Annotated in this window: 18 protein-coding genes; 5 read left to right on the forward strand and 13 right to left on the reverse strand. The window is 64.1% G+C overall.

Annotated elements, in window-relative coordinates:
- The 8 genes from I5M_RS11600 to I5M_RS11630 form a co-directional block, all read right to left on the reverse strand.
- On the reverse strand, nt 1-718 hold a 718-nt coding region (locus tag I5M_RS11600), incomplete at its 3' end, for an ATP-binding cassette domain-containing protein (RefSeq protein ID WP_022721558.1).
- Nucleotides 718-1,179, reverse strand: coding sequence for a PIN domain-containing protein (locus tag I5M_RS11605; RefSeq protein ID WP_022721559.1), 462 nt, complete (start codon nt 1,177-1,179; stop codon nt 718-720). The genes I5M_RS11600 and I5M_RS11605, both read right to left, overlap by 1 nt.
- A 3-nt stretch (nt 1,180-1,182) precedes the next feature.
- Nucleotides 1,183-1,407, reverse strand: coding sequence for a hypothetical protein (locus I5M_RS31365; RefSeq protein ID WP_083909564.1), 225 nt, complete (start codon nt 1,405-1,407; stop codon nt 1,183-1,185).
- A gap of 42 nt (nt 1,408-1,449) precedes the next feature.
- Nucleotides 1,450-2,628: an ABC transporter permease gene (locus I5M_RS11610; protein ID WP_022721560.1), complete on the reverse strand. Its 1,179-nt coding sequence runs from the start codon at nt 2,626-2,628 to the stop codon at nt 1,450-1,452.
- On the reverse strand, nt 2,628-3,737 hold the full coding sequence (locus I5M_RS11615) for a microcin C ABC transporter permease YejB (protein ID WP_022721561.1): 1,110 nt from the start codon (nt 3,735-3,737) through the stop codon (nt 2,628-2,630). The genes I5M_RS11610 and I5M_RS11615 overlap by 1 nt, the downstream gene beginning before the upstream one ends.
- A 1-nt stretch (nt 3,738) precedes the next feature.
- Nucleotides 3,739-5,589 (reverse strand): extracellular solute-binding protein, encoded by a 1,851-nt coding sequence (locus I5M_RS11620; protein WP_022721562.1) that lies wholly within the window; start codon nt 5,587-5,589, stop codon nt 3,739-3,741.
- Between the two features lie 14 nt (nt 5,590-5,603).
- Nucleotides 5,604-7,487: an extracellular solute-binding protein gene (locus I5M_RS11625; protein WP_031336107.1), complete on the reverse strand. Its 1,884-nt coding sequence runs from the start codon at nt 7,485-7,487 to the stop codon at nt 5,604-5,606.
- Between the two features lie 213 nt (nt 7,488-7,700).
- A complete protein-coding gene (locus I5M_RS11630; RefSeq protein ID WP_022721564.1) occupies nt 7,701-8,255 on the reverse strand; it encodes a cytochrome c family protein in 555 nt (184 codons plus the stop codon).
- 202 nt (nt 8,256-8,457) lie between these two features.
- Here I5M_RS11630 and I5M_RS11635 point away from each other — a divergent pair, with 202 nt between their 5' ends.
- Together I5M_RS11635 and I5M_RS11640 are read left to right on the forward strand one after the other, a co-directional pair.
- The gene (locus I5M_RS11635) at nt 8,458-9,195 is read left to right on the forward strand and encodes a 3-deoxy-manno-octulosonate cytidylyltransferase (protein WP_022721565.1); all 738 of its coding nucleotides are present in this window, start codon (nt 8,458-8,460) and stop codon (nt 9,193-9,195) included.
- Nucleotides 9,196-9,277: 82 nt separating this feature from the next.
- Nucleotides 9,278-10,153 (forward strand): prephenate dehydratase, encoded by an 876-nt coding sequence (locus tag I5M_RS11640; RefSeq protein ID WP_022721566.1) that lies wholly within the window; start codon nt 9,278-9,280, stop codon nt 10,151-10,153.
- Nucleotides 10,154-10,439: 286 nt separating this feature from the next.
- On the opposite strand, the gene I5M_RS11645 is transcribed toward I5M_RS11640, so the two are convergent.
- Complete coding sequence (locus I5M_RS11645; RefSeq protein ID WP_022721567.1) at nt 10,440-11,456, reverse strand: LLM class flavin-dependent oxidoreductase; 1,017 nt, start codon at nt 11,454-11,456, stop codon at nt 10,440-10,442.
- Nucleotides 11,457-11,894: 438 nt separating this feature from the next.
- Between I5M_RS11645 and metF the strand changes: the two genes are divergently transcribed.
- From metF to metH, 3 genes are all read left to right on the forward strand, one after another.
- Entirely contained in the window at nt 11,895-12,782 is an 888-nt protein-coding gene (metF, locus tag I5M_RS11650) for a methylenetetrahydrofolate reductase [NAD(P)H] (protein ID WP_022721568.1), read from the forward strand.
- A gap of 83 nt (nt 12,783-12,865) precedes the next feature.
- Nucleotides 12,866-13,267 carry an endonuclease domain-containing protein gene (locus I5M_RS11655; RefSeq protein ID WP_022721569.1) on the forward strand — a complete coding sequence of 134 codons (402 nt, stop codon included), beginning with the start codon at nt 12,866-12,868 and terminating at the stop codon, nt 13,265-13,267.
- Nucleotides 13,268-13,278: 11 nt separating this feature from the next.
- Complete coding sequence (gene metH, locus I5M_RS11660) at nt 13,279-17,184, forward strand: methionine synthase (RefSeq protein WP_022721570.1); 3,906 nt, start codon at nt 13,279-13,281, stop codon at nt 17,182-17,184.
- 30 nt (nt 17,185-17,214) lie between these two features.
- Here the strand turns inward: metH and dusA are convergent, their stop codons facing one another.
- The 4 genes from dusA to I5M_RS11680 all read right to left on the reverse strand — a co-directional run.
- Nucleotides 17,215-18,207, reverse strand: coding sequence for a tRNA dihydrouridine(20/20a) synthase DusA (gene dusA / locus I5M_RS11665; RefSeq protein ID WP_022721571.1), 993 nt, complete (start codon nt 18,205-18,207; stop codon nt 17,215-17,217).
- A gap of 82 nt (nt 18,208-18,289) precedes the next feature.
- The gene (locus tag I5M_RS11670; protein WP_022721572.1) at nt 18,290-21,391 is read right to left on the reverse strand and encodes an efflux RND transporter permease subunit; all 3,102 of its coding nucleotides are present in this window, start codon (nt 21,389-21,391) and stop codon (nt 18,290-18,292) included.
- An 11-nt stretch (nt 21,392-21,402) separates the two neighbouring features.
- Nucleotides 21,403-21,999: an efflux RND transporter periplasmic adaptor subunit gene (locus tag I5M_RS34195; protein ID WP_307705609.1), complete on the reverse strand. Its 597-nt coding sequence runs from the start codon at nt 21,997-21,999 to the stop codon at nt 21,403-21,405.
- Nucleotides 22,000-22,592: 593 nt separating this feature from the next.
- On the reverse strand, nt 22,593-23,940 hold a 1,348-nt coding region (locus I5M_RS11680; protein WP_022721573.1), incomplete at its 5' end, for an efflux transporter outer membrane subunit.

Raw genomic sequence — 23,940 nt, forward strand, 5'->3', positions numbered from 1 at the left:
CGACGATCTTGCCGCTGTGCATGACGCAGACCTTGTCGGCGATACGGCGGACGATGCCGAGGTCATGGGTGATGAACAACAGGCTCATGCCGAGCCGGCCGCGGATTTCGGCCAGCAGGGCGAGGATCTGCGCCTGTACGGTGACGTCGAGCGCGGTGGTGGGCTCGTCGGCGATCAAGAGGTCCGGCTCGTTGGCAAGCGCCATCGCGATCATCACACGCTGGCGCTGACCGCCGGACAATTGGTGTGGATAGCTCGACAGCCGCGTCTCGGGCTCGGGGATGCCGACCTGGGTGAGTAGTTCGATGATCCGCGCCCGCGCCTTGGCGCCGCGCACGCCGCCGTGCAGCTGCAGGATCTCGCCGATCTGCGCCTCGATGGTGTGGAGCGGATTGAGCGAGGTCATCGGCTCCTGGAAGATGATCGAAATGTCGCTGCCGCGGATGCCCCGCATCTCGCGCTCGGGTAGTTGCAGCAGATCGCGCCCCTTAAACCGGATCTGACCGCTCGGATGCGAGGCGCTCGGATAAGGCAGCAGCTTCAGGATCGACAGCGCGCTGACCGACTTGCCGGAGCCGGATTCTCCGACCAGCGCCACGCACTCGCCACGTTGGATCTGATAGGAGATGTGATCCACCGCCAGCGTCGTGCCGCTCGGCTGGTGGAAGGCGACGGAGAGGTCGTCGACGGCGAGAAGGGGCAGAGCGATGGCATCCATCAGGAGAGCTCGCTGATCAATTGGTCGATCTCCGTGGATTCACAGTTCACGCGCTTCATCCCCACAGGCAGCCGATTGAAATCCTCATCCGACGTCACGAAAAATTCACAGCCCGCGGCTATCGCCGACTTCAAGTGAATGGCGTCCGGCAACTTCAGCGGAGCTACCAAGCGCAGGTCCGCCGTATCGATCAGGATCTCGCGGCTAACCGGCACCAATCCGACAACCTTACTCCACAGGAGGAGATCAAGATACACGCGCCGCTTGATCTCCAGCGTAAGCGCGTCCGGTCGCTTTGCGGGAGCCAGCACTTCGGCGAAAGTGATCTCGCTGGTCACAGCAAGCCTCCTGCCGTCCGCCCGGAGAAATGCGATCAACCTTCGTGCGGGCGCCCCCGCCTCGACGGTGCCCTCGACAGCATTGATGAATAAGTTGGTGTCCAAATAGACCAGTCCGGGCAATGTTCAGCTGTCCCATTCCTGGCGCTGTCTGCGAAGATCTTCAGTTATTTCCTCCGCGGTACGACGCCGAAACCCTTGCACCGAAAAAATCTCTTCTAAGGTCATGACCCGCTCTGGCGGCTTTTCGTCCTCGACGATCCATACGGTGACGGTCGAAGAGGTGTCGACACCTTCCCGTAAATCCTCGGGAAGACGGGAGGCCGGATAGTTACGTACAACCCTGTTCACTGGCTCCTCCTATCTATGAGCCCGACCGACCCTACCACACCCTCACCTGAACGTCTTCCTCGGGTCAAAAGCGTCGCGGACGGCTTCGCCGATGAAGATCAGCAGCGACAGCATGATGGCGACGGCGAAGAAGCCGGTGAAGCCGAGCCAGGGCGCCTGGACGTTGGCTTTGCCCTGGGCCAGCAACTCACCCAGCGACGGCGAGCCGGGCGGCAGGCCGAAGCCCAGGAAGTCCAGCGCCGTCAGCGTCATCACCGAAGACGAGACGATAAACGGCAGGAACGTCATGGTCGCCACCATGGCGTTAGGCAACAAATGCCGCACCATGATCTTGGCGTTCGAGACGCCGAGCGCACGCGCAGCCGTGATGTATTCGAAATTGCGGCCGCGTAGGAATTCTGCACGCACCAGCCCGACCAGTGATACCCAGCTGAACAGCAGCAGGATGCCGAGCAGCACGAAGAACCCCGGCACCAGCACCGACGACAGGATCAGCAAGAGATAAAGCGACGGGATCGCGGTCCAGACTTCGATGAGGCGCTGGAACAGCAGACCGTCCCAGCCGCCGAAATAACCCTGGATGCCGCCGGCGGCGACGCCGATGATCGACGACACGATGGTGAGGCTGAGGCCGAACAGCACCGAGATGCGGAAGCCGTAGATCAGCCGGGCGACGACGTCGCGGCCCTGATCATCGGTGCCGAGCCAGTTGTATTCGAGATCGCTGCAGCCCTTGACGCCCTTCTTGGCGACGACCGCGGCGCATTCCTTTTCGGTGAGTAGCCAGGTCGGTTTCGACGGCGCCGGCGTCGGCAGGTCGAGATTGTGGGTGTCGTAAGAGTAACGGATCGGCGCCCAGATCACGGTGCCGCCCTTGTCGGCGATCAGCTTCTGCAAATACGGATCGCGATAGTCCGCCGCGGTTTCGAAGTCGCCGCCAAACGTCGTCTCCGAATAGGTGACGATTGCCGGGAAGTAATAATGCCCCTGCAGGTGGATCAGCAGCGGCCGATCGTTCGCGATGAATTCTGCGAACAACGACACCACGAACAGCACCGAGAAGATCCAGAACGACCAATAGCCGCGACGGTTGGCTTTGAAATTCTGCCAGCGCCGCCGGTTGAGCGGCGACAATCGCAGGCGATGACCGGTCGGCGGCACGGCTTCGCCGAGCGGCGCCACCGTGGTGCTTTCGACCTTTTCGCGCGCAAGCAAGGTCATCAGACTTCCCGCGCTTCGAAGTCGATCCGCGGATCGATCCACATATAGGTCAGATCGGAGATCAGATTCACCACCAGGCCGACCAGCGAGAAGATGAACAGCGTTCCGAACACCACCGGATAATCGCGGTTGAGCACGCTCTCGAAGCCGAGCAGGCCGAGACCGTCGAGCGAAAAGATGGTCTCGATCAAGAGCGAACCTGAGAAGAAGGCGTGGATGAAGGCACCGGGAAAGCCGGCGATGACGATCAGCATGGCATTGCGGAAAACGTGGCCGTACAGCACCTGGTTTTCGCTGCAGCCCTTGGCCCGCGCCGTCATGACGTATTGCTTGCGGATTTCGTCCAAGAACGAGTTCTTGGTCAGCAAGGTCATGGTGGCGAAGGCACCGAGCGCCATCGAGATCAGCGGCAGCGTCAGGTGCCAGAAATAGTCGATGATCTTCCAGTACCAGGGAAACTGGCTCCAGCCGTCCGACGTCAGACCGCGCAGCGGGAAGATGCTGAAGAACGAGCCGCCGGCGAACAGGATGATCAGCAAGATCGCGAACAGGAAGCCCGGAATGGCGAAACCGACGATCACGACCGCCGAAGTCCAGGTGTCGAATTTCGAGCCGTCCTGCACCGCCTTGCGGATGCCGAGCGGGATCGAGATCAGATAGGTCAGCAGCGTCATCCAGATGCCGAGCGACATCGACACCGGCAGTTTTTCCTTGATGAGTTGCAGCACGCTGACGTCGCGGAAATAACTCTTGCCGAAGTCGAACCGCGCAAAATTCCACAACATGATGGCGAAGCGTTCGGGCGCCGGCTTGTCGAAGCCGAACTGCTTTTCCAGGCTCTTGACGAATTCCGGGTCGAGTCCCTGAGCGCCGCGATACTTCGAGTTCACCGCCTCGCCGGCGGCGCCGGCCTGGGGCCGGTTGCCGAAATCGCCGCCCGACGAACCTGACACGCGCGACGACGCACCGGTGTCGGCGCCGGAGAGCTGCGCGATGACGCGCTCGACGGGGCCGCCGGGCGCGAACTGCACCACGACGAAGGAGACGAACAGGATCCCGAGCAGCGTCGGGATCATCAGCAGGATGCGGCGGGCGATATAGGCGGTCATGCTACTTGCTCCCGCCCGCGGGCTTGGCCCACCACAGATCCGGCGCGCTGACGCCGGCGTATTTCGGCAGATTCGGCGGATGGCCGAACACGTCCCAATAAGCCAGCCGGTGCGTCGACGAGTACCATTGCGGCACCCAATAGCGGCCGGCGCGGATCAGCCGGTCGAGCGCACGCGCGGCGATCAGCAAGTCGCTCCGCGTATTGGCGGCGATCACGTGATCGATCATGGCATCGATAGCCGGATCGGCGATGCCGGCGAGATTGTTCGAGCCCTTGGTGGCGGCGGCTTGAGCCGAAAAGAACGAACGCAACGAGTCCCCGGGCACGGTCGAGAAGCTGAAGCGCTCGATCGTGATGTCGAAATCGAAATCGTCACGGCGGGCGCGGAGTTGCACCGGATCGACCAGGCGCAGCGTGGCATCGATACCAAGCGTGCCGAGGTTCTTGATGTACGGCATGTGATGCGGCTGAAACGCCGGCTCGTCGAGCAGGAATTCCACGCGAAACGGCTCACCCTGCGGCGTGATACGGCGCCCATCCTTGATGACGAATCCGGCTTCGTTGAGCAACTGGACGCCGCGCCGCAGCAGCGCGCGGTCCTGACCCGAGCCGTCGGAGACAGGAGGCAGATAGGGCGCGCCGAAGACTTCGTCGGGCACCTTGCCGCGGAACGGCGCGAGCAGCGCGACTTCTTCCGGCGACGGTGGCCCCATCGCCATCATGTCGGAGTTCTGGAACGGCGACACCGTGCGCTGATAGGCGCCGTACATCACTGTCTTGTTGGTCCATTCGAAATCGAACGCGAGACCGAGCGCCTCGCGCACCCGCGGATCCTTGAACTTGTCGCGGCGGGTGTTGATGAACCAGCCCTGCGCGCCGGACGGCGTTTCGTCCGGCAGCTTCTCGCGCTTGACGCGGCCGTCCTGGATGGCCGGGAAGTCGTAGCGCGTATTCCAGATCCGGGCGGTGAACTCCTCGCGATACAGATAGCTGCGTCCAGTAAAGCCTTCGAACGCGACGTCACGGTCGCGATAGAACTCGAAGCGCACGGTATCGAAATTGTTGGCGCCGATGTTGACCGGGAGCCCCGCGCCCCACCAATCCTTGACCCGTTCGAACTCGATATAGCGACCGGACTCCAGCCGTCCGACCTTGTAGGGCCCGCTGCCGAGCGGGATGTCCATAGTGGACTCCTCGAACGGCTGCTTGGTGTAGTAGGCCTGCGAGAATAGCGGCAGCGACGCGACGAACAGCGGCACGTCGCGCCCGCGCTTCGGCTTGAAGGTCACCACCAGCGTCGCATCGTCGGTCGCTTCGGCCGCGATGAAGTCGCGCATCTGCTGGCCGATGATCGGATGGCCTTTGGCTTTCAGGATGTTCAGCGAAAACGCGGCGTCGCGGGCGGTGAGTTTGCTGCCGTCGTGGAAGCGGGCTTCGGGTCGCAGTGTGAACCGATAGGTCAGCCCATCGGCCGAGATTGCGACCTTCGAGGCCGCCATGCCGTACATCGCGTCCGGCTCGTCGCCGGCGCGCGCCATCAGCGTCGCGAAGGTCAGCCCCATGCCCTGCGCGCCGTCACCCTTGAGGATGTAGGCGTTGAGCGAATTGAAGGTCTGGAACGACTGGTTGAACGCGCGTGAAGACGGGATCGTGGAGAACACTCCGCCCTTCGGAGCATTCGGATCGACGTAGTCGAAATGAGGGAAGTCGGCCGGGTACTTCAGGTCGCCGAACGCCGACATGCCGTGAGCAACGGTCTCACCTTCTGCGGCCGCTGCGGGCCGCAACCGCGTTGCCGCCAGCGCGCCGAGACCGAAGCCGAGCACATTGCGGCGGTTGAACTGCGCCATCCGCAAATTGCCCCTCAAGAGCGCTTACCGATCGCGGCCGCCTTGTCGGCGTCGTACCACCACAGCGCCGGCAGGCCGGAGCGGGCGTATTTCGGCAGCGGCGCGTGGTTGAAGCGATCCCAGCGCGCGTAGCGCATGAAGCCGTAGGTGAATTGCGGCACCACGTAGAAATTCCACAGCAGCACGCGATCGAGCGCGCGGGTGGCGGCGACCAGTGAGGCGCGATCCTTGGCGTAGATCACCTTGTCGATCAGCGCATCGACGGCCGGGTTCTTGATGCCGATGGTATTGCGCGAGCCCGGAGTGTCGGCCGCCTGCGAGCCCCAGTATTCGCGCTGTTCGTTGCCCGGCGACAGCGACTCACCCCACAGATCGGTGATGATGTCGAAATCGAAGGCGCGGATGCGGTTCTGATACTGCGCGTCGTCGACGATGCGAATCGACACCGCAGCGCCGATGCGCTCCAGCGACGGCTTGTAGAACAGCGCGATGCGCTCGGACGACGGATCCTGCACCAGGATCTCGACCGCCACCGGCTTGCCGGCGGTATCGACCAGCTTGCGATCCTTGATGTCGAAGCCGGCTTCCTTGAGCAGCTTCATGGCCTCGCGCAGATTGGTCCGCACCGCTTCGGGATTGCCGCCGACCGGATTGGTGTAGGGCTGCGTGAACAGCTCGGCCGGCACCTTGTCGCGCACGGTTTCGAGGAATTCGAGCTCCTGGCCCTGCGGTAGGCCACTGGAGGCAAGCTCGGTGCCCTCGAAGAAGCTGTTGATTCGCTTGTACTGGCCGTAGAACAGCTGCTTGTTCATCTCCTCGAAGTCGAACGCGTAGTTGAAGGCGCGCCGGACGCGCGGGTCCCTGAACATCTCGCGGCGGGTGTTGAGCACGAAGGCCTGCATCCGTCCCGAATCGTTGACCGGGAATTCCTCCTTGACCACGCGCTTGTCGGTCACCGCCGGGAAATCGTAGGCGGTGGCCCACTGCTTGGCGGAGTTTTCCATGATCCAGTCGGCCTGATCGGCCTTGAAGGCTTCGAGCGCGACCGTGTTGTCGCGGAAATACTCGAAGCGCAATTCGTCGAAATTGTTGGTGCCGATCTGGGTCGGCAGCTTGGCGCCCCAGTAATCCTTGACGCGCTCCAGCACGATCGAACGGCCGGCAACGAACTCCTTGATCCGATACGCGCCGGAGCCGAGCGGCTTCTCCAGCGTCGTGGCCGAGATGTCACGCTTGCGGCCCTGATCGTCGGTGCCCTCCCACCAATGCTTCGGCATGATCATCAGCTCGCCGACGATGGTCGGGAGCTCGCGGTTGCCCGGCGCGTCGAAGGAAAAGCGGATGTCGCGATCGCCGACCTTCTCGGCCTTGGTGACGTGGCGATAATAGGAGGCGTAGCGCGGCGAGTATTTCTTCAGCGAGTCGAACGAGAAGATCACGTCCTCGGGCGTCACCGGCTTGCCGTCGTTCCACTTCGCCTCGGCGCGCAGCCGGTAGGTGACGAAGGAGAAGTCGTCCGGGTGCATCGCGGCCTCGGCGAGCAGGCCGTACTCGGTCCCGACCTCGTCCTGCGACGGCGTCATCAACGTCTCGTAGAGATAGCCGACCGCACCGGCGATGTTGCCCTTCACGCCGGCGACGGCGAGGTTGAAATTGTCGAAGGTGCCGAGCGCGATCTGCCGCGCCGCGCCGCCCTTCGGCGCGTCCGGATTGACGTAGTCGAAGCGCTTGAAGTCGGCCGGGTATTTCAGTTCTCCGAACAGCGACAGCCCGTGGCGCCATTTCGGTGCAGCGTCCTGCGCCTGCGCGATACCGGATGGCAGCAGGCTGGTGCCGAACGCGGGGTCGGCCATGGCGGCGAGGCCGCCCTGGAGGAGATGTCGTCGGGAGAGTGTCACGGGGCTGACTGTCCTGTTCGCGTCGGGTTCGTCATCAGAACCGCAAGATGAGGCGAGGATTCGGCCGATTATGGCGAATTTCCCGGACGATAACAGCCAGAAGCACGGCGCTGTTGCGGCGAAAGGTCCCGATGGACAAAGGTTAATCCGGCCAACAGCAAAACGGCCGGGCAAAAGCCCGGCCGTCATGCGTCAAAACCTGCGCTGAAAGGCTTATTTGGCAGCCGTGGGAATCGGTTCGGGCTTGTCCGAGTTCTTGTTGAGGAACGCGATCACGTCGGCCCGTTCCTTCTCGCTGGAGATGCCGGCGAAGCCCATCGCGGTGCCGGGAATGAAGGCCTTCGGGCTGGTCAGGAACTTGTTGAGGTCGTCGAAGGTCCACTCGCCGCCCTTGTTTTTCATCGCGGCCGAGAAGTTGAAGCCGTTACGGCCCTGGCCGCGCGGCTCGCCGACGATGCCGTAGAGGTTCGGACCGACGCGGTTGGGGCCGTCCTTCTCGAAGGTGTGGCAGGCGGCGCACTTCTTGACGGCGGCCTGGCCCTTCTCGACCGAGGCGGTCTGCAGCAGCTTCTCGATCGGCTCGTCGGCGGCGGGCGCCGCGGCGTCCTTAGCTGGCGCCGGCTCGGCTTCCTTCACCGCGATGGCGTAGCCCTGCTTCTCGAGCTTGGGCTGCGAGAAGATCGCGTGCGCCGCGAGATTCGACACCATCAGGAAAAGACAGGTGCCCAGAACGGCACCGAGAACCTTGTTCAGTTCGAAGGAATCCATTGTCGCCCGCGGCTCCGCCCGAAGTGTTGTCGAGTCGTTATAACAAGCATTCGCAACTAGACTTTAGGCGATGGAATATCGGTTTGCCCCTGCTCTGGCAACCCGTATAAGTGTCGCGACTTCAAACCTTCCAGCAATCGATTACCATCGATTTGCTGCGGTCCGCGCGAATTCCATTTGGCGGGACCAGGCCACCGCACCCATGACCACATCCCGCACGCTGATCCTGATTCCCGCCCGGATGGCGGCCACCCGCCTGCCCGGCAAACCGCTGCTCGATATCGCGGGGGCGCCGATGATCGTCCAGGTGTGGCGGCGGGCAGTCGCCGCAGGCCTCGGCCGCGTTGCCGTAGCGACCGATGCGCCGGCCATCGCCGAGGCGGTGACGGCCCATGGCGGCGAGGTGGTGATGACCCGCCCCGACCATCCCTCCGGCTCCGACCGCATTTTCGAGGCGCTGCAGACGCTCGATCCCAAGCGCGAACTCGACGCCGTGATCAACCTGCAGGGCGACTTCCCGACCATCGCGCCGGAGCAGATCGGCGCCGCGCTGGCACCGCTCGACGACCCCGCGGTCGACATCGCAACTTTGGCGGCCGAGATCCACACCGAGGAAGAAGCCACCAATCCCAACGTGGTGAAGGTGGTTGGCTCACCGCTCGGTCCGGATCGGCTGCGCGCGCTGTATTTCACCCGCGCCACCGCGCCGTGGGGCGACGGCCCGCGCTATCACCATATCGGCCTCTACGCCTACCGCCGCGCCGCGCTGGAGCGCTTCGTGGCGCTGCCGCCCTCGCCGCTCGAGCAGCGCGAGAAGCTCGAACAGCTGCGGGCGCTGGAGGCCGGCATGCGGATCGACGTCGGCATCGTCGACACCGTGCCGCGCGGCGTCGATACCCCTGCCGACCTGGAGACGGCCCGCCGGGCGCTGGGCGGCTGAGGCCGCCGCCACCGCTGTGCGGCCGCTCGGGTTTCCATCGCGGCCGGATTTGCTCTAGAACGCCGCCGGAAGCAGGAACCCCATGAGCAAAATTCTGAAAATCGCCTTCCAGGGCGAACCCGGCGCCAATTCCCACATCGCCATCAGCGACGCCTACCCGACCGCGGAGGCCCTGCCCTGCGCGACCTTCGAGGACGCGCTGGCGGCGATCTCGTCGGGCGAGGCCGACCTCGGCATGATCCCGATCGAGAACACGGTCGCCGGCCGCGTCGCCGACATCCATCATCTGTTGCCGCAGTCCGGCCTGTTCATCATCGGCGAGTACTTCCTGCCGATCCGGCATCAGCTCGTCGCCGTGCCGGGCGCCAAGCTCGAAGACATCAAGACGGTGGAGAGCCACGTCCATGCGCTCGGCCAGTGCCGGCGCATCATCCGCAAGTTCGGCCTCAAGCCGATCGTCGCCGGCGACACCGCCGGCTCGGCGCGCGATATTTCCCAGCGCGGCGACAAGAGCTGCGCGGCGATCGCCTCGCGGCTGGCGGCGCAGATCTACGGGCTCGATATTTTGGCCGAAGACATCGAGGACGAGGCGCACAACACAACGCGCTTCGTGCTGCTGGCGCGCGAGCCGCGCTGGGCGGCGCAGGGCTCCGGCCTGCTGGTTACAAGCTTCGTGTTCCGGGTGCGCAACCTGCCGGCGGCGCTGTACAAGGCGATGGGCGGCTTCGCCACCAACGGCATCAACATGACCAAGCTGGAAAGCTACATGGTCGATGGCAATTTTTTCGCGACGCAGTTCTACGTCGACGTCGAGGGCCATCCCGAAGACAAGAACCTCGCCTTCGCGCTGGAGGAGCTGAAATTTTTCTCGCGCGAGTTCCGCATCGTCGGCGTCTATCCGGGCCATCCGTTCCGGGCGACGTTCAGCGAGCGCTATGCAGAGTCTCCGATTACTTAACTACGCAGGCTCTCCACAAATCAAACGTCATCCTGAGGCGCCGCCGCGCAGCGGCGGCCTCGAAGGATGGGCCACAGGCGCGTGGAGGCGCGCTCGCGTGCAGCCGCATCCTTCGAGGCGCGCTACGCGCGCACCTCAGGATGACGGCGCTGATTACTTGCTTTTCGCCGACTGACTATCCCCGTCATTGCGAGGAGCGAAGCGACGAAGCAATCCAGTCCAGTGCACGGGGCTGGATTGCTTCGCTTCGCTCGCAATGACGGAGCTGAGGGTTCGGAGCTATTAACTACGCCGCGGCCCGCTGCAGCTTGAAGGCGTCCGCCAGCAGCGTGTAGCTGCGCTTCCTCGCTTCGTGATCGTAGGTGGCGGTGATCACCATCAACTCGTCGGCGCGGCTGGCTTCGATCAGCGGCGTCAGCTTCGCCCGCACCGTCGCGGGGCTGCCGACGAACAGCCGCGAGCGGTTGCGCGCGATCGAGGCGCGGTCGGCCTCGGTGTAAGGATAGGCCAGCGCCTCTTCGATGCTCGGCAGCGGCTCGTAGCGGCCGCGGTCGCGACGCAGCCGGTTGAGGTCCATCGAACTCGCCAGCCGCTCCGCCTCTTCGTCGGTCTCCGCCACCACGGCCGCGACGGCCAGAATGCCGTAAGGCGTCTCGCGCCAGCGGGTGGGACGGAAATTGGCGCGGTAATGCGTCAGCGCCTCGACCGCGTCAAATGATGCGAAGTGATGCGCGAACGCGAAGCCCATGCCGACCTGCGCAGCGAGCTCCGAGCTGTAGTCGCTGGAGCCGAGCAGCCAGATCGGCGGCAGCGGCGCATCGTCGGGCATGGCGATGACGTTGTTGTAAGGATGGCCGGCGGGGAAGCCGCGGGTCTCCCACAGCGTCAGCTCCTGCAGCCGCTCGAGGAAATCGTCACCCTCGCGGATGTCGAGCCGCCGACGCAGCGCGTGGGCGGTCGCCTGGTCAGTGCCGGGCGCCCGGCCGATGCCGAGGTCGATGCGGCCGGGGAACAGCGCCTCCAGCATCTTGAAGCGCTCGGCGATCACCAGCGGCGCATGGTTGGGCAGCATGACGCCGCCGGAGCCGACGCGGATCTGCTGGGTGACCGCGGCGATCTGGCCGATCATGATATCGGGTGACGGGCTGGCGACCGACGGCAGGCTGTGGTGCTCGGCGAGCCAATAGCGGCGATAGCCGAGCGCATCGACATGGCGCGCCAGGTCGATCGAGTTGCGCAGCGCCTGGGCGGGCGGCGTGCCGGTGGTGACGACCGAAAGGTCGAGAACGGAGAGCGGGAGCATCCGCTTAAACTAGTGGTGGTGGGGTGCCGGCGCAAAGGTATCCCGCTCGGCAATTGGCCGTATGACGAAAGCTCAAGCCTTCTCGAGAGTGGGCAGAAATCGTCGGAGCGGCCACTGCCCTCGTTCTCCCGATGAGATCACTCTTGCTCGACTTAGATTGCAAGCGCCGAAATTCAGCCAAATCGGCGAGAATCCCGGCCAAATCTTTGCCCACAGTAGCCCACTCTCAAAAACGAAAGCCACGACATGAGAAGCCAATTTTGGTCGTTGTGGGCAATTTCCCATCCCAAACAGGCAGTGAGTGGGATGGATTCCGCACCGCAACCGGATTAAATCTAGCACCACGTCACACCTCGGCGCGCTCCGAGTGGCTGGCGGACTTACTCAGGCGCATTGTTTGCAACGCAGCGACCCAATTTTCAGCGTGGGCCATTCCAGATGACCGACCTCCGGCAGAACCTTCCGGCGATCTCCTTCGAGTTCTTCCCTCCCAAGACCGAAGAGATGGAGCGAAATCTGTGGCAAGCGATCAGCCGGCTGGCGCCGCTGCATCCGAGCTTCGTGTCGGTGACCTATGGCGCCGGCGGCTCGACCCGCGAGCGCACCCACGCCACCATCGCCCGCATCCTGCACGAGACCAACCTGGTGCCCGCCGCCCACCTCACCTGCGTCGATGCGCCCTGCACGGACGTGGATGACGTGGTCGAGCGCTACTACGAGGTCGGCGTTCGTCACATCGTGGCGCTGCGCGGCGATCCGACCAGCGGCCTCGGCGGCACCTATCATCCGCATCCGCAGGGCTATCGCAGCTCGGCCGACCTCGTCGCCTCGATCAAACGCCGCCATCCCGACATCGACGTCACCGTCTCGGCCTATCCGGAGAAGCATCCGGAGAGTACCGGCTTCGATGCCGATCTCGACATGCTGCAGGCCAAGGTCGACGCCGGCGCCAGCCGCGCCATCACTCAGTTCTTCTTCGACAACGATTTGTACTTCCGCTACCTCGACCGCGTTCGTGCCCGCGGCATCAATATCCCGATCGTTCCCGGCATCCTGCCGGTGCAGAACTACAAGCAGGCGGCGAGCTTCGCGGCCCGCGCCGGCGCCACCGTGCCGGAGTGGCTGGCCAAGCAGTTCGAAGGGCTCGACGACGATCCTGATACACGGAAGCTGGTGGCTGCGACGGTCGCGGCCGGCCAGGTGCACAAGCTCGCCAAGCACGGCGTCGACAATTTCCACTTCTACACCATGAACCGCGCGGACCTGGTGTTCGCAATCAGTCACCTGCTCGGCTTCCGGCCGGCGGCGGCAAGGCAAGCCGCGTGAGCCTTCAACTGACATCTCCGCGCGCACAGCGCACTCCCTCTCCCCTTTGGGGAGAGGGTTGGGGTGAGGGGGCACGGGAGCCGATGGTCATCCGCACCACTCGTACCCCGATCGCCAGACGCCTGCGGGCTCAGCCCACACAGGCTGAAACACTGCTGTGGCAACGCCTGCGCAATCGCCAGCTCGGCGGATGGAAGTTCAAACGACAGTTTCCGATCGACCGATATGTCGTCGACTTCTGCTGTGCGGACGCCCAGCTGATTGTCGAACTCGACGGTGGGCAGCACGGACAGCAAGCCGAGGCCGACGCCGCACGGACGGAGGTGCTCTCTGCCATGGGCTATCTGGTCCTTCGGTTCTGGAACAATGATGTGCTGTCGAACCTCGACGGCGTACTCGAGACGATTGCTCGAACGATCAGACCGGATGCGTTCGATCCCCCTCACCCCAACCCTCTCCCCGATGGGGAGAGGGAGTCGCGCTGAGTATCTTGCAAATGTCGACATCCACCAGCCAAGTCGCCCAGCGTCTTCGTGCGCTCGCTGCCGAACGCATTCTCGTGCTCGACGGCGCGATGGGGACGATGATCCAGCAACTGCAGCTCGACGAAGCGGCGTTCCGCGGCGAGCGGTTCAAGGATTTTCATCGCGACGTTCGCGGCAACAACGATCTGTTGATCATCACGCAGCCGCAGGCGATCGAGGACATCCACGCGCAATATCTGCGCGCCGGCGCCGACATCGTCGCCACCAATACGTTCTCGTCGACGTCGATCGCGCAGGCCGATTACGACCTGTCCGATCTCGCCTATGAGCTCAGCCGCGACGGCGCTCGCCTCGCCCGCAATGCTGCCGCAAAGGTGCAGGCCGAAGACGGCAAGCCGCGTTTCGTCGCCGGCGCCATCGGCCCGACCAACCGCACCGCCTCGATCTCGCCGGACGTCGCCAATCCCGGCTATCGCGCCGTGACCTTCGACGATTTGCGCATCGCTTACTCCGAGCAGATCAACGGCCTGCTCGACGGCGGCGCCGACCTGTTACTGCTCGAAACCATCTTCGACACGCTCAACGCCAAGGCAGCGCTGTATGCGATCGCGGAGATCACCGAAGCGCGCGGCACCGACGTGCCGGTGATGATCTCGGGCACCATCACGGACAAATCCGGCCGCCTGCTGTCGGGCCAGATGCCCGAAGCGTTCTGGAATTCGGTGCGGCACGCGAAACCGATCACCATCGGGTTCAACTGCGCGCTCGGCGCCAAGGATCTGCGCGCCCACATCGCCGACATCGGCCGCGTCGCCGACACGCTGATCTGCGCCTATCCGAATGCCGGCCTGCCCAATGAATTCGGCGCCTACGACGAGAGCCCGGAATACATGGCTTCTCTGATCGGCGAATTCGCCCGCGACGGTCTCGTCAACATCGTCGGCGGCTGCTGCGGCACCACGCCTGCGCATATCAAGGCGATCGCTGAGGCGGTCGCACCGCACAAGCCGCGCGTCGTTCCGACGATCGAGCCGCGGCTGCGCCTCTCCGGCCTCGAGCCGTTCGAACTCACCTCGGCCATTCCGTTCGTCAATGTCGGCGAGCGCACCAACGTCACCGGCTCGGCGAAATTCCGCAAGCTGATCACCGCCGGCGACTACGCCGCCGCGCTGCAGGTGGCGCGCGATCAGGTCGAGAACGGCGCCCAGATCATCGACGTCAACATGGACGAAGGGCTTCTGGATTCAGAAGCTGCCATGGTCACCTTCCTCAACCTCGTCGCCGCCGAGCCGGACATCGCCAAGGTGCCGGTGATGGTCGACTCGTCGAAGTTTGCGGTGATCGAAGCTGGCCTGAAGTGCATCCAAGGCAAGCCGGTGGTGAACTCGATCTCGCTGAAGGAAGGCGAGGACAAGTTCATTCACGAGGCCGGCATCGCGCGCCGTCACGGCGCCGCCGTCGTCGTGATGGCGTTCGACGAACAGGGCCAAGCCGACACCTACGCGCGAAAGACCGAGATCTGCAAACGCGCCTACGACATCCTGGTCGAGCGCGTCGGCTTCCCGCCGGAAGACATCATCTTCGATCCGAACATCTTCGCGATCGCCACCGGCCTCGAGGAGCATAACAACTACGGCGTCGATTTTATCGAGGCAACGCGCTGGATCCGTGAGAACCTGCCACATGCCCACGTCTCGGGCGGCGTATCGAACCTGTCGTTCTCGTTCCGCGGCAATGAGCCGGTGCGCGAGGCGATGCACTCGGTGTTCCTGTATCACGCCATCAAGGCCGGCATGGACATGGGCATCGTCAACGCCGGCCAGATGATCGTGTACGACGACATCGATCCCGAACTGCGCCAGGTCTGCGAGGACGTCATCCTCAACCGCGATCCCGGCGCGCCGGAGCGGCTGCTTGCGCTCGCCGACAAGTATCGCGGCCAGGGCAAGCAACAGAAGGAGCAGGACCTCGCTTGGCGCTCGTGGCCGGTGGAGCAGCGGCTCAGCCACGCGCTGGTGCACGGCATTACTGAATACATCGAGACCGACACCGAGGAAGCCCGCGCCAAGGCGGAGCGGCCGCTACACGTGATCGAAGGCCCGCTGATGGCCGGCATGAACGTGGTCGGCGACCTGTTCGGCGACGGCAAGATGTTTCTGCCGCAGGTGGTGAAGTCGGCCCGGGTGATGAAGCAGGCGGTCGCTTACTTGATGCCGTTCATGGAGGCCGAGAAGGCCGCCAACCTCGCCGCCGGCAAGGGCGCCGGCGAGAGTTCCTCCGCCGGCAAGATCGTGCTCGCGACCGTCAAGGGCGACGTCCACGACATCGGCAAGAACATCGTCGGCATCGTGCTCCAGTGCAACAATTTCGAGGTCATCGACCTCGGCGTGATGGTGCCGGCTTCGAAGATCATCGAAACCGCCAAGGCCGAGAACGCCGACATCGTCGGCCTGTCCGGCCTGATCACGCCGTCGCTCGACGAGATGAGCTTTCTCGCCGGCGAGTTGCAGCGCAACGGCCTCAAGACGCCGCTGCTGATCGGCGGCGCCACGACCAGCCGCGTCCACACCGCGGTGAAGATCGATCCCGCCTACCCGGCCGGCGTCGTAGTGCATGTCAACGACGCCAGCCGCGCCGTCGGCGTCGCTTCCTCGCTGCTGTCGCGCGAGAAGAGCGCCGCCTATGCGGCCGACGTGCGCGCCGACTACGCCAAGATCACCGCCGCGCATCACCGCGCCCAGGCCGACAAGAAGCGGCTGCCGCTGGCGGCGGCGCGCGCCAACGCCACCAAGATCGATTGGGCTGCGACCAAGCCGGTGAAGCCGAGCTTCATCGGCACCAAGACCTTCAGCGCCTACTCGCTCGCCGAACTGGTCGACTACATCGACTGGACGCCGTTCTTCCAGACCTGGGAGCTGCACGGCCGATATCCGGCGATCCTCGACGACGCCAAGGTCGGCGAAGCGGCGCGGTCGCTGTATGCCGATGCGCGCAAGATGCTGGACCGCATCGTCACCGAGAACTGGTTCACCGCCAACGCCACCATCGGCTTCTGGCCGGCGAATGCGGTCGGCGACGACATCATCGTCTATGCCGACGATCGGCGCGACGCCTCGATCGGCGCGCTGCACACGCTGCGTCAGCAGCTCGACAAGCGCGAAGGCCGCGCCAACGCCGCGCTGAGCGATTTCATTGCGCCGGTTGGCAGCGGCGTCGCCGACTACATCGGCGGCTTTGTCGTCACCGCCGGCATCGGCGAGGACGTGATCGCCGACAAGTTCAAGGCCGAGCGCGACGACTACTCGTCGATCATGGTCAAGGCGCTGGCCGACCGTCTCGCCGAAGCCTTCGCCGAACGCATGCACGCCCGCGTGCGCCGCGAATTCTGGGGCTACGCGCCGGACGAGACCCTGTCGCCTGACGATCTCATCCTGGAGAAGTATCAAGGTATTCGCCCCGCCCCGGGCTATCCGGCGCAGCCCGACCACACCGAGAAGGCAACGCTGTTCAAGCTGCTCGACGCCGAGCGCAGCACCGGCGTCACGCTCACCGAGAGCTACGCGATGTGGCCCGGCTCTTCCGTGTCGGGGCTGTATTTCAGCCATCCGCAGAGTGCGTATTTCGGCGTCGGCAAGGTCGAGCGCGACCAGGTCGAGGATTACGCCACGCGCAAAGGCTGGACGGTCGCCACCGCCGAACGCTGGCTGGCGTCCGTGCTGAACTACATTCCGGCGCCGGCTAACGCCGCCTCAGCAGTCGACGACACCGGCATGCCGCCGCTGGCGCCGACCGGCGAGCTGCGACTCGCAGCGAATGATGCGTCTGATAGTGAAAACGGTGCGCTGGCGTCGCATCCCGCCGGCTGCAATTGCGCCGTGCATCTGGCATGGCGCAAGCAGAAGGTCGCGGCGAAGTAATCGACGCGACCCTCCATTGCGATCGAACGATCAGGCGGCTTCGGCGGGCACCCGGTCGCGCACCGCAACCATGGCCTTCAAGAGCACATCCGCATCGGCGTCCGGCTTGACGCCGAATTCAGCGAGATAACGCCGAAACGCCCGCGCGCCCGGCACGCCCTGATAGGCGCCGATGATGTGGCGGGTGATCGAGTGCAAGCGAACACCCTTCGCCAGCTGCGCCTCGATGTAGGGGATCAACGCTTCGAGCGCGTCGCCCATGGCGGCAAATGGCGCAGTTTCGTCAAACAGCTCCGGATCGACCTCGAGCAGTCGCCACGGGTCCTGATACGCAGCCCGCCCGAGCATGACGCCATCGACATGAGCCAGATGCTGCTTGGCTTCGGCAATGCTCTTGATGCCACCGTTGATGATGATCGGCACGTTCGGCAGCGCCTGCTTCAGCCGATAGACGCGGTCGTAATCGAGCGGCGGGATGTCGCGGTTTTCCTTCGGCGACAGGCCGTTCAGCCACGCCTTGCGGGCGTGCACGATCAGCGCGTCGGCGCCGGCGGCGACCACCGCACGCGCCAAAGCATCGAGCGCGACCTCGGAATCCTGATCATCGATGCCGATGCGGCACTTCACCGTCACCGGCACACGTACCGCCTGCTTCATCGCCGCCACGCCCTCGGCGACCAGCTGCGGCTCGGCCATGAGGCAGGCGCCAAAGCGGCCTTCCTTCACCCGATCGGACGGGCAGCCGACATTGATGTTGATTTCGTCGTAGCCGAAATCCTCGCCGATGGTCGCCGACTGCGAGAGATCACGCGGGTTCGAGCCGCCGAGCTGCAGCGCCACCGGATGCTCGCAGGCGTCGAAGCCGAGCAGCCGCTTCCGATCGCCGTGGATCACCGCGCCGGTGGTCACCATCTCGGTGTAGAGCAGCGCCCGACGCGACAGCAGCCGATGGAACACGCGGCAATGCGTGTCGGTCCAATCCATCATCGGTGCGACGGAAAATCTGAAAGGCGGAGCGTTCACGACTTACGCGGCTCGGGTTTTCGTGGCGTCTCCCGCCCTCTTACGCGATCTCGCGCCGCTTTTGTACCCTTGGATTGCCGGGTCAGGCCCCTCCCTCGGCGCCTGCCGGATGCGCCGCGACCTCGACGGCACCGGCTTCCTGCTCGGCCGAATGGGTCTTGGCGAGCAGGACATAGGCGGCCGGCACGACGTAGAGCGTGAACAAGGTTCCGATCGCAAGCCCGGTCCCGATCACCAGACCCAGATTGTAGCGCGCGGCCGCGCCCGCGCCGGAGGCGATGATGAGCGGCACCACGCCGAGCACCATGGCGGCCGTCGTCATCAGGATCGGCCGCAGTCGCAGCGTTGCCGCCGCAATGATGGCGTCGCGTTTCGATTTGCCGGCGATCTGCTCTTCGTTGGCGACTTCCAGCATCAGGATGCCGTGCTTGCTGATCAAGCCCATCAGCGTCGTCAGGCCGACCTGGGTGTAGATGTTGATGCTGGCGCCGCCGATGCCGATGCTGATGAAGATCAGCGCGCCGGCGAGCGACATCGGTACCGACAGCAGGATGACGACCGGGTCGCGGAAGCTGTTGAACAGCGCGGCCAGCGACAAGAAGATCACGATCAGCGCGAACGCAAAGGTCGTGACGAAGCCGCCGCTCTCCTGCACGAATTGCCGCGACGCACCGCCGAAATCGAGGGTGTAGCCGGCCGGCAATGTGCGGTTGGCGAGATCTTTCAGAGCCGCGATCGCTTCGCCGGTCGATACGCCCGGCGCCACGACGCCTGAAATCGTCGCGGCGTTGACCTGCTGGAAGTGATTCAAGGATTCCGGAACGGTCTTGGTCTCGATCTTCGCCACGGTCGACAGCGGCACCATCGTGTTGTCCGACGCGCGGATGTAATAGTCGAGAACCTGTTTGGGGTTCAGCCGCGCGTCCTGCTGCACCTGCGGAATCACCTTGTAGGAGCGTCCGTCGAGACTGAAGTAGTTGACGTAACCGCCGCCCAGCAGACTGGACAGCGCGCCGCCGACGTCGCTCATTTTCAGGCCGAGCAGTGAGGTTTTTTCGCGATCGATGACGACCGAAGCCTGCGGCTGATCGATCTTGAGGTCGTTGTTGAGAAAGATGAACAGGCCCGTGTTCAGGGCGTCCTGCATGAATTTTTGCGCCACCGGATTCAGCTTGTCGAAGCCGTCGGAGGTACCGATCACCATCTGCATCGGCAGACCGTTCGATCCCGGCAACGGAGACTGCTGAAACGCGACGATCTTCTGACCCGCCACGTTGTTCAGTTCCTGCTGAATCATCGGCTGCAGCGTCTTGGTGGTCGCCTTGCGCTCGTCCCACGGCTTCAACACCCAGCCGGCGATGCTGGTCGACGACGATTCCACCTGGAACACGGCCTCGGTCTCCGGGTGCTTCTTGAAGATGTCGTAGGTCTGCTGCGTGTAGAGCAGCTTCTGCTGCAGCGTCGCATCCGGGGCCGAGATGCTCTGCGCCAGGATGATGCCCTGATCCTCTTCGGGAGCCAGCTCGCTCTGGGCGGAGCCGTACAGCCAATACACGCTGCTCAACACCAGGACGGCGAACACGGCGATCACCGGCAGATAGTTGAGTGCTCCGGTCAGCGAACGCGAATAGGCGTTCGTCACGCGGCTCATCACCCGGTCGACTGCGAGCACCATGCGCGACTCCAGGTCGCCGCCGGCGTGGTCGACCGGCTTGAGCATGTGCGCCGACATCATCGGTGTAAGCGTCAGCGCCACGACCGCCGAGATCGTCACCGCGCCCACCAGTGTGAAGGCGAATTCAGTGAACAGCGCGCCGGTCAGGCCGCCCTGAAAGCCGATCGGAACATAGACTGCGATCAGTACCACGGTCATCGCGATGATTGGGTTGGCGAGCTGCCGGGCGGCGGCGAACGCCGCCTCTCGCGCCGTCATCCCCTCTTCCATGTGGTGGTTGACGCTCTCGACGACGATGATCGCGTCGTCGACCACGAGGCCGATCGCCAGCACCAGCGCCAGCAGCGTCAGCAGATTGATGCTGAATCCGAATACCAGCATCATCAGGAAGGTGCCGATCAGGGACAGCGGGATCGCGATGACGGGGATCATCACCGAGCGCCACGAGCCGAGGAACGCGAACACGACCAGCGTGACGATCGCCAATGCCTCCACCAGCGTGTGGATCACCTCGTTGATCGAACTGTTGACGAAGGCGGAGCTGTCGTAGATCACGCCCATCGTCAGACCGTTGGGCAATTGCTGCTCGATCCCCGGCAGCGCGGCCCGCACACCCTTGATGACGTCCAGCAGATTTGCCGACGGCGCAATCTGGATGCCGATATAGACCGACTGCCGGCCGTTGAACATCGTCGCCGATTCGTAGTCGTCCGCGCCGAGCGTGACGTTGGCGACGTCCTGCAGACGAACGATGGCACCGTTGGCCTGCTTGACGATCAGCTTCTTGAATTGGTCGACATTGTGCAGGCTGGTGGAGGCGGTCAAATTGACCTGCACCATCTGGCCTTTGGTATTGCCGAGACTTGCGATGTAGTCGTTGTTGGAGAGCGCGGTGGAGACGTCGCTCGCCGTCACGCCGTAGGCGGCGAGTCGGACCGGATCGAGCCAGGCCCGCATGGCGAAGGTCTTGGCGCCGAGCAATTCCGCGGTCTGAACGCCTTCCACCGCCTGCAGCTTCGGCTGCACCACGCGCAGCAGATAGTCGGTGATCTGATTGCTGTCGATCACGTCGCTGCGAAAGCCGATATACATCGAGTCGATGGTCTGACCGATCTTTACGGTCAGCACCGGCTGCTGGGTGCCGGACGGCAGCTGGTTGAGCACCGAATTGACCTTGGTGTTGATCTCGGTGAGTGCCTTTCCGGTGTCGTAGTTGAGCCGGAGATTGACGGTGATCGTGCTGGTTCCGGTGGTGCTGGTCGAGGTCATGTAGTCGATGCCGTTCGCCTGCGCGACGGCGTTTTCCAACGGCTGGGTGATGAACCCGGCGATGACGTCGGGATCGGCTCCCGGGTAGCTGGTCGTCACGGTGACGATGGCGTTCTGGGTTCGCGGATATTGCAGGATGGGCATCCCGCTCATCGCCCGTAACCCGAGCACCAGAATCATCAGACTGACGACGATCGCCAGAACCGGCCGACGAATGAAAATGTCGGTGAAGGAGGACATGGCGGCTCCGCTCAGCGATCGACGATTTTAGGGTTGGCGTTGTCGGTGGGGAGCACCGCGTTGTTCACCTTCACCTGCGATCCGTTGTGCAATTTCATCTGGCCGGCGATCACGACCTGATCGCCGGTCTGCACGCCGGAAGTGACGGCGATCTGGTCGCCGCGCGTCTCGCCGGTCTTGACGAACACCTGCTTGACGGCGAGGCCGGTGCTCGCCTTGTCGTTCTTCTCGACCAGAAACACGACGTCGCCGTAGGGATTCTCGGTGATCGCAGTCTGCGGCAACGTCACCAGCTGGTCCGGATCACCAACCAGAATCTCGACGGTCGCGAACATGCCGGGGACCAGCCGGCGATCGGGATTGGCGAATTCGGCCCGGACCTGCACGTTGCGCGAGGTGCTGTCGACCTTGGGGTTGATCGCCGCAATCTTCCCGTCGAACGCGACGCCCGGGTAAGTATCCACCCGCGCCTTGACGCCCTGGCCGGTCTTGATGCTGGCGAGTGCCTGCTGNTGCAGATAGAAGTCGATGAATACGGGATCGAGCGATTGCAGCGTGACCACGGTGGTGCCGGCGGCGAGATACTGGCCGAGATCGACCGAGCGAATGCCAAGCCCCCCGAGAACGGACCCTCAGAATCTTCTTGTTGACGACGGCTTGTGGTCCGGAACTTGAGCCACCGCTTCTTTCAAGTTTGCGACGTCGCTGTTCACCGTCGCTGGGCTGACGGCGTGGATTTTGATCTGTTCCTGTCCACGCTTCAGGATGATGGCGTTGAGATCGGCCGTCGCTTTCAGCGAGTCGAGNTNGGAGATGTCGTCGTCGGCGCGCAACCGCATCAGCACTTGCCCCGCCTGAACGTCGTCGCCCGATTTGAAATTCAGCTCGGACACTGTGCCGGCGGTCTCGAGTGCCAGATCCGCGCCCTTTTCCGCACGCACGCTGCCGACCGCCTTGATGGTGGTCTGCCACGGCATGACTTTCGCTTCCGTCGTGGCAACCGTCTGCGGCGGGTCGCGCAGTGATGCCAGCGCCTGTTTGATCATGCTCGCCTTGAAGGTCTGAAAGCCATACAGCGCGCCGAACACGAGGCCGACGACAGCCAGCATGATGATCATGCGCTTCTTCATTCCTAACTCTCCTGTCCGCGGGCGCACGGCGGGCCATCGGGCATCGCCGCGAGCGCTCGGCCGATCCTCGATCAGTTGCTCTGTAACAAACCCGCTTGCGTGCGCGGGAACGCCTGCGCAGTCTCATCCATGCGATTCCACCAGCCGCCGCCGAGCGCCTGGTACAAAGCCGCCGTATCACTGAAGCGAGCCGCCTGAGCCTTGACGCGGGCGATGACTGCCTGCTGATAATTCTGCTGAGCCGTAAGGACCGAAGGATACGTCACGGCTCCGGACAGATATTGCGACCGGGAGATCGCCAGATTGTCCTGCGAGGCGCGTTCATAGGCGAGCTGCGATTTCAGGGTCTTGGCGTCCGCCTGGATCGCGCGCAGCGAATCCGCGACGTTCTGGAACGCGGTGATCACCGTGCTCTTGTAAGTGGCTAAGGCCTGCTCGCGGAGCGCGATCGCCGCTTCCTTGTCGTGGAACAGCGTGCCGCCGTCGAACACAGTCTGGGCGGCACTACCGGCGAGGCTCCAGGCCGCCGAACTCGGTGAGAACAGCTTGTCCGGCGTCAGACTGGTGCCGCCGTAGCTGCCGGTGAGCTTGAGCTGAGGCAGCATGTTGGCGATGTCGACGCCGACGGTTGCGGTGGCCTTGTGCAGGCTGGCTTCGGCCGCGGCGATGTCGGGGCGCTGGCGGACCAGCGCCGAGGGCACGCTGACCGGAAGATTGCGCGGAAGCGTGAGGCTGGCGAGGCTGACGTGTTCGCCGCGATCCTGGCTTGGTAAGCGCCCGAGATACGCCATCAGTTGGTTGCGCTGCTGGGCGAGCTGCTTCTCCAGCGGCGGCAGGGTCGCCTGCGTCTGAGCCAGGGTGGATTGCTGCGACAGGACATCCGAACGGGCGACTGCCCCGAGATCGAACTGACGCTGGATCAGCGTGAGCTGCTCCTGCTCGGCCTTGATGATGTCGTTGGTGGCATCGATCTGGGCGCGCAGCGAAGCGTCGTTGATCGCCGCGGTAACGACGTTCGCGGTGAGACTGAGATAGCTCGCTTCGAGCTGGAAGCGCTGATACTCGGCCTGCGCCTGGAGCGATTCGACCTGGCGACGCGTGCCGCCCCAGACATCGAGCGTGTAGCTGACGCTTACGCTGGCATTGTAGAGGTTGAACAAGCTGCCAGAGCCGGATTGGCCGAGACTCGCGGGCGACACCAGCTCCCGCGTGGCGCTGCTGCTCGCCGAAACCTGCGGGAACAGCGCCCCCTGTTCGGCCAGCACGTTTTCGCGCGCCGCCCGCAGCGCGGCCTGCGCCGCTGCGAGGTCCGGATGATTTTGGAGCGCTTCGGCGACAAACTCGTTGATCTGTCGGTTGCGAAAGACCGACCACCAGTCGCCGGGCAGGTCCCGACCGGTGCGAAATGCCTGCGACTCG

The sequence above is a fragment of the Rhodopseudomonas sp. B29 genome, assembly GCF_000333455.1.
Lineage (GTDB): Bacteria > Pseudomonadota > Alphaproteobacteria > Rhizobiales > Xanthobacteraceae > Rhodopseudomonas.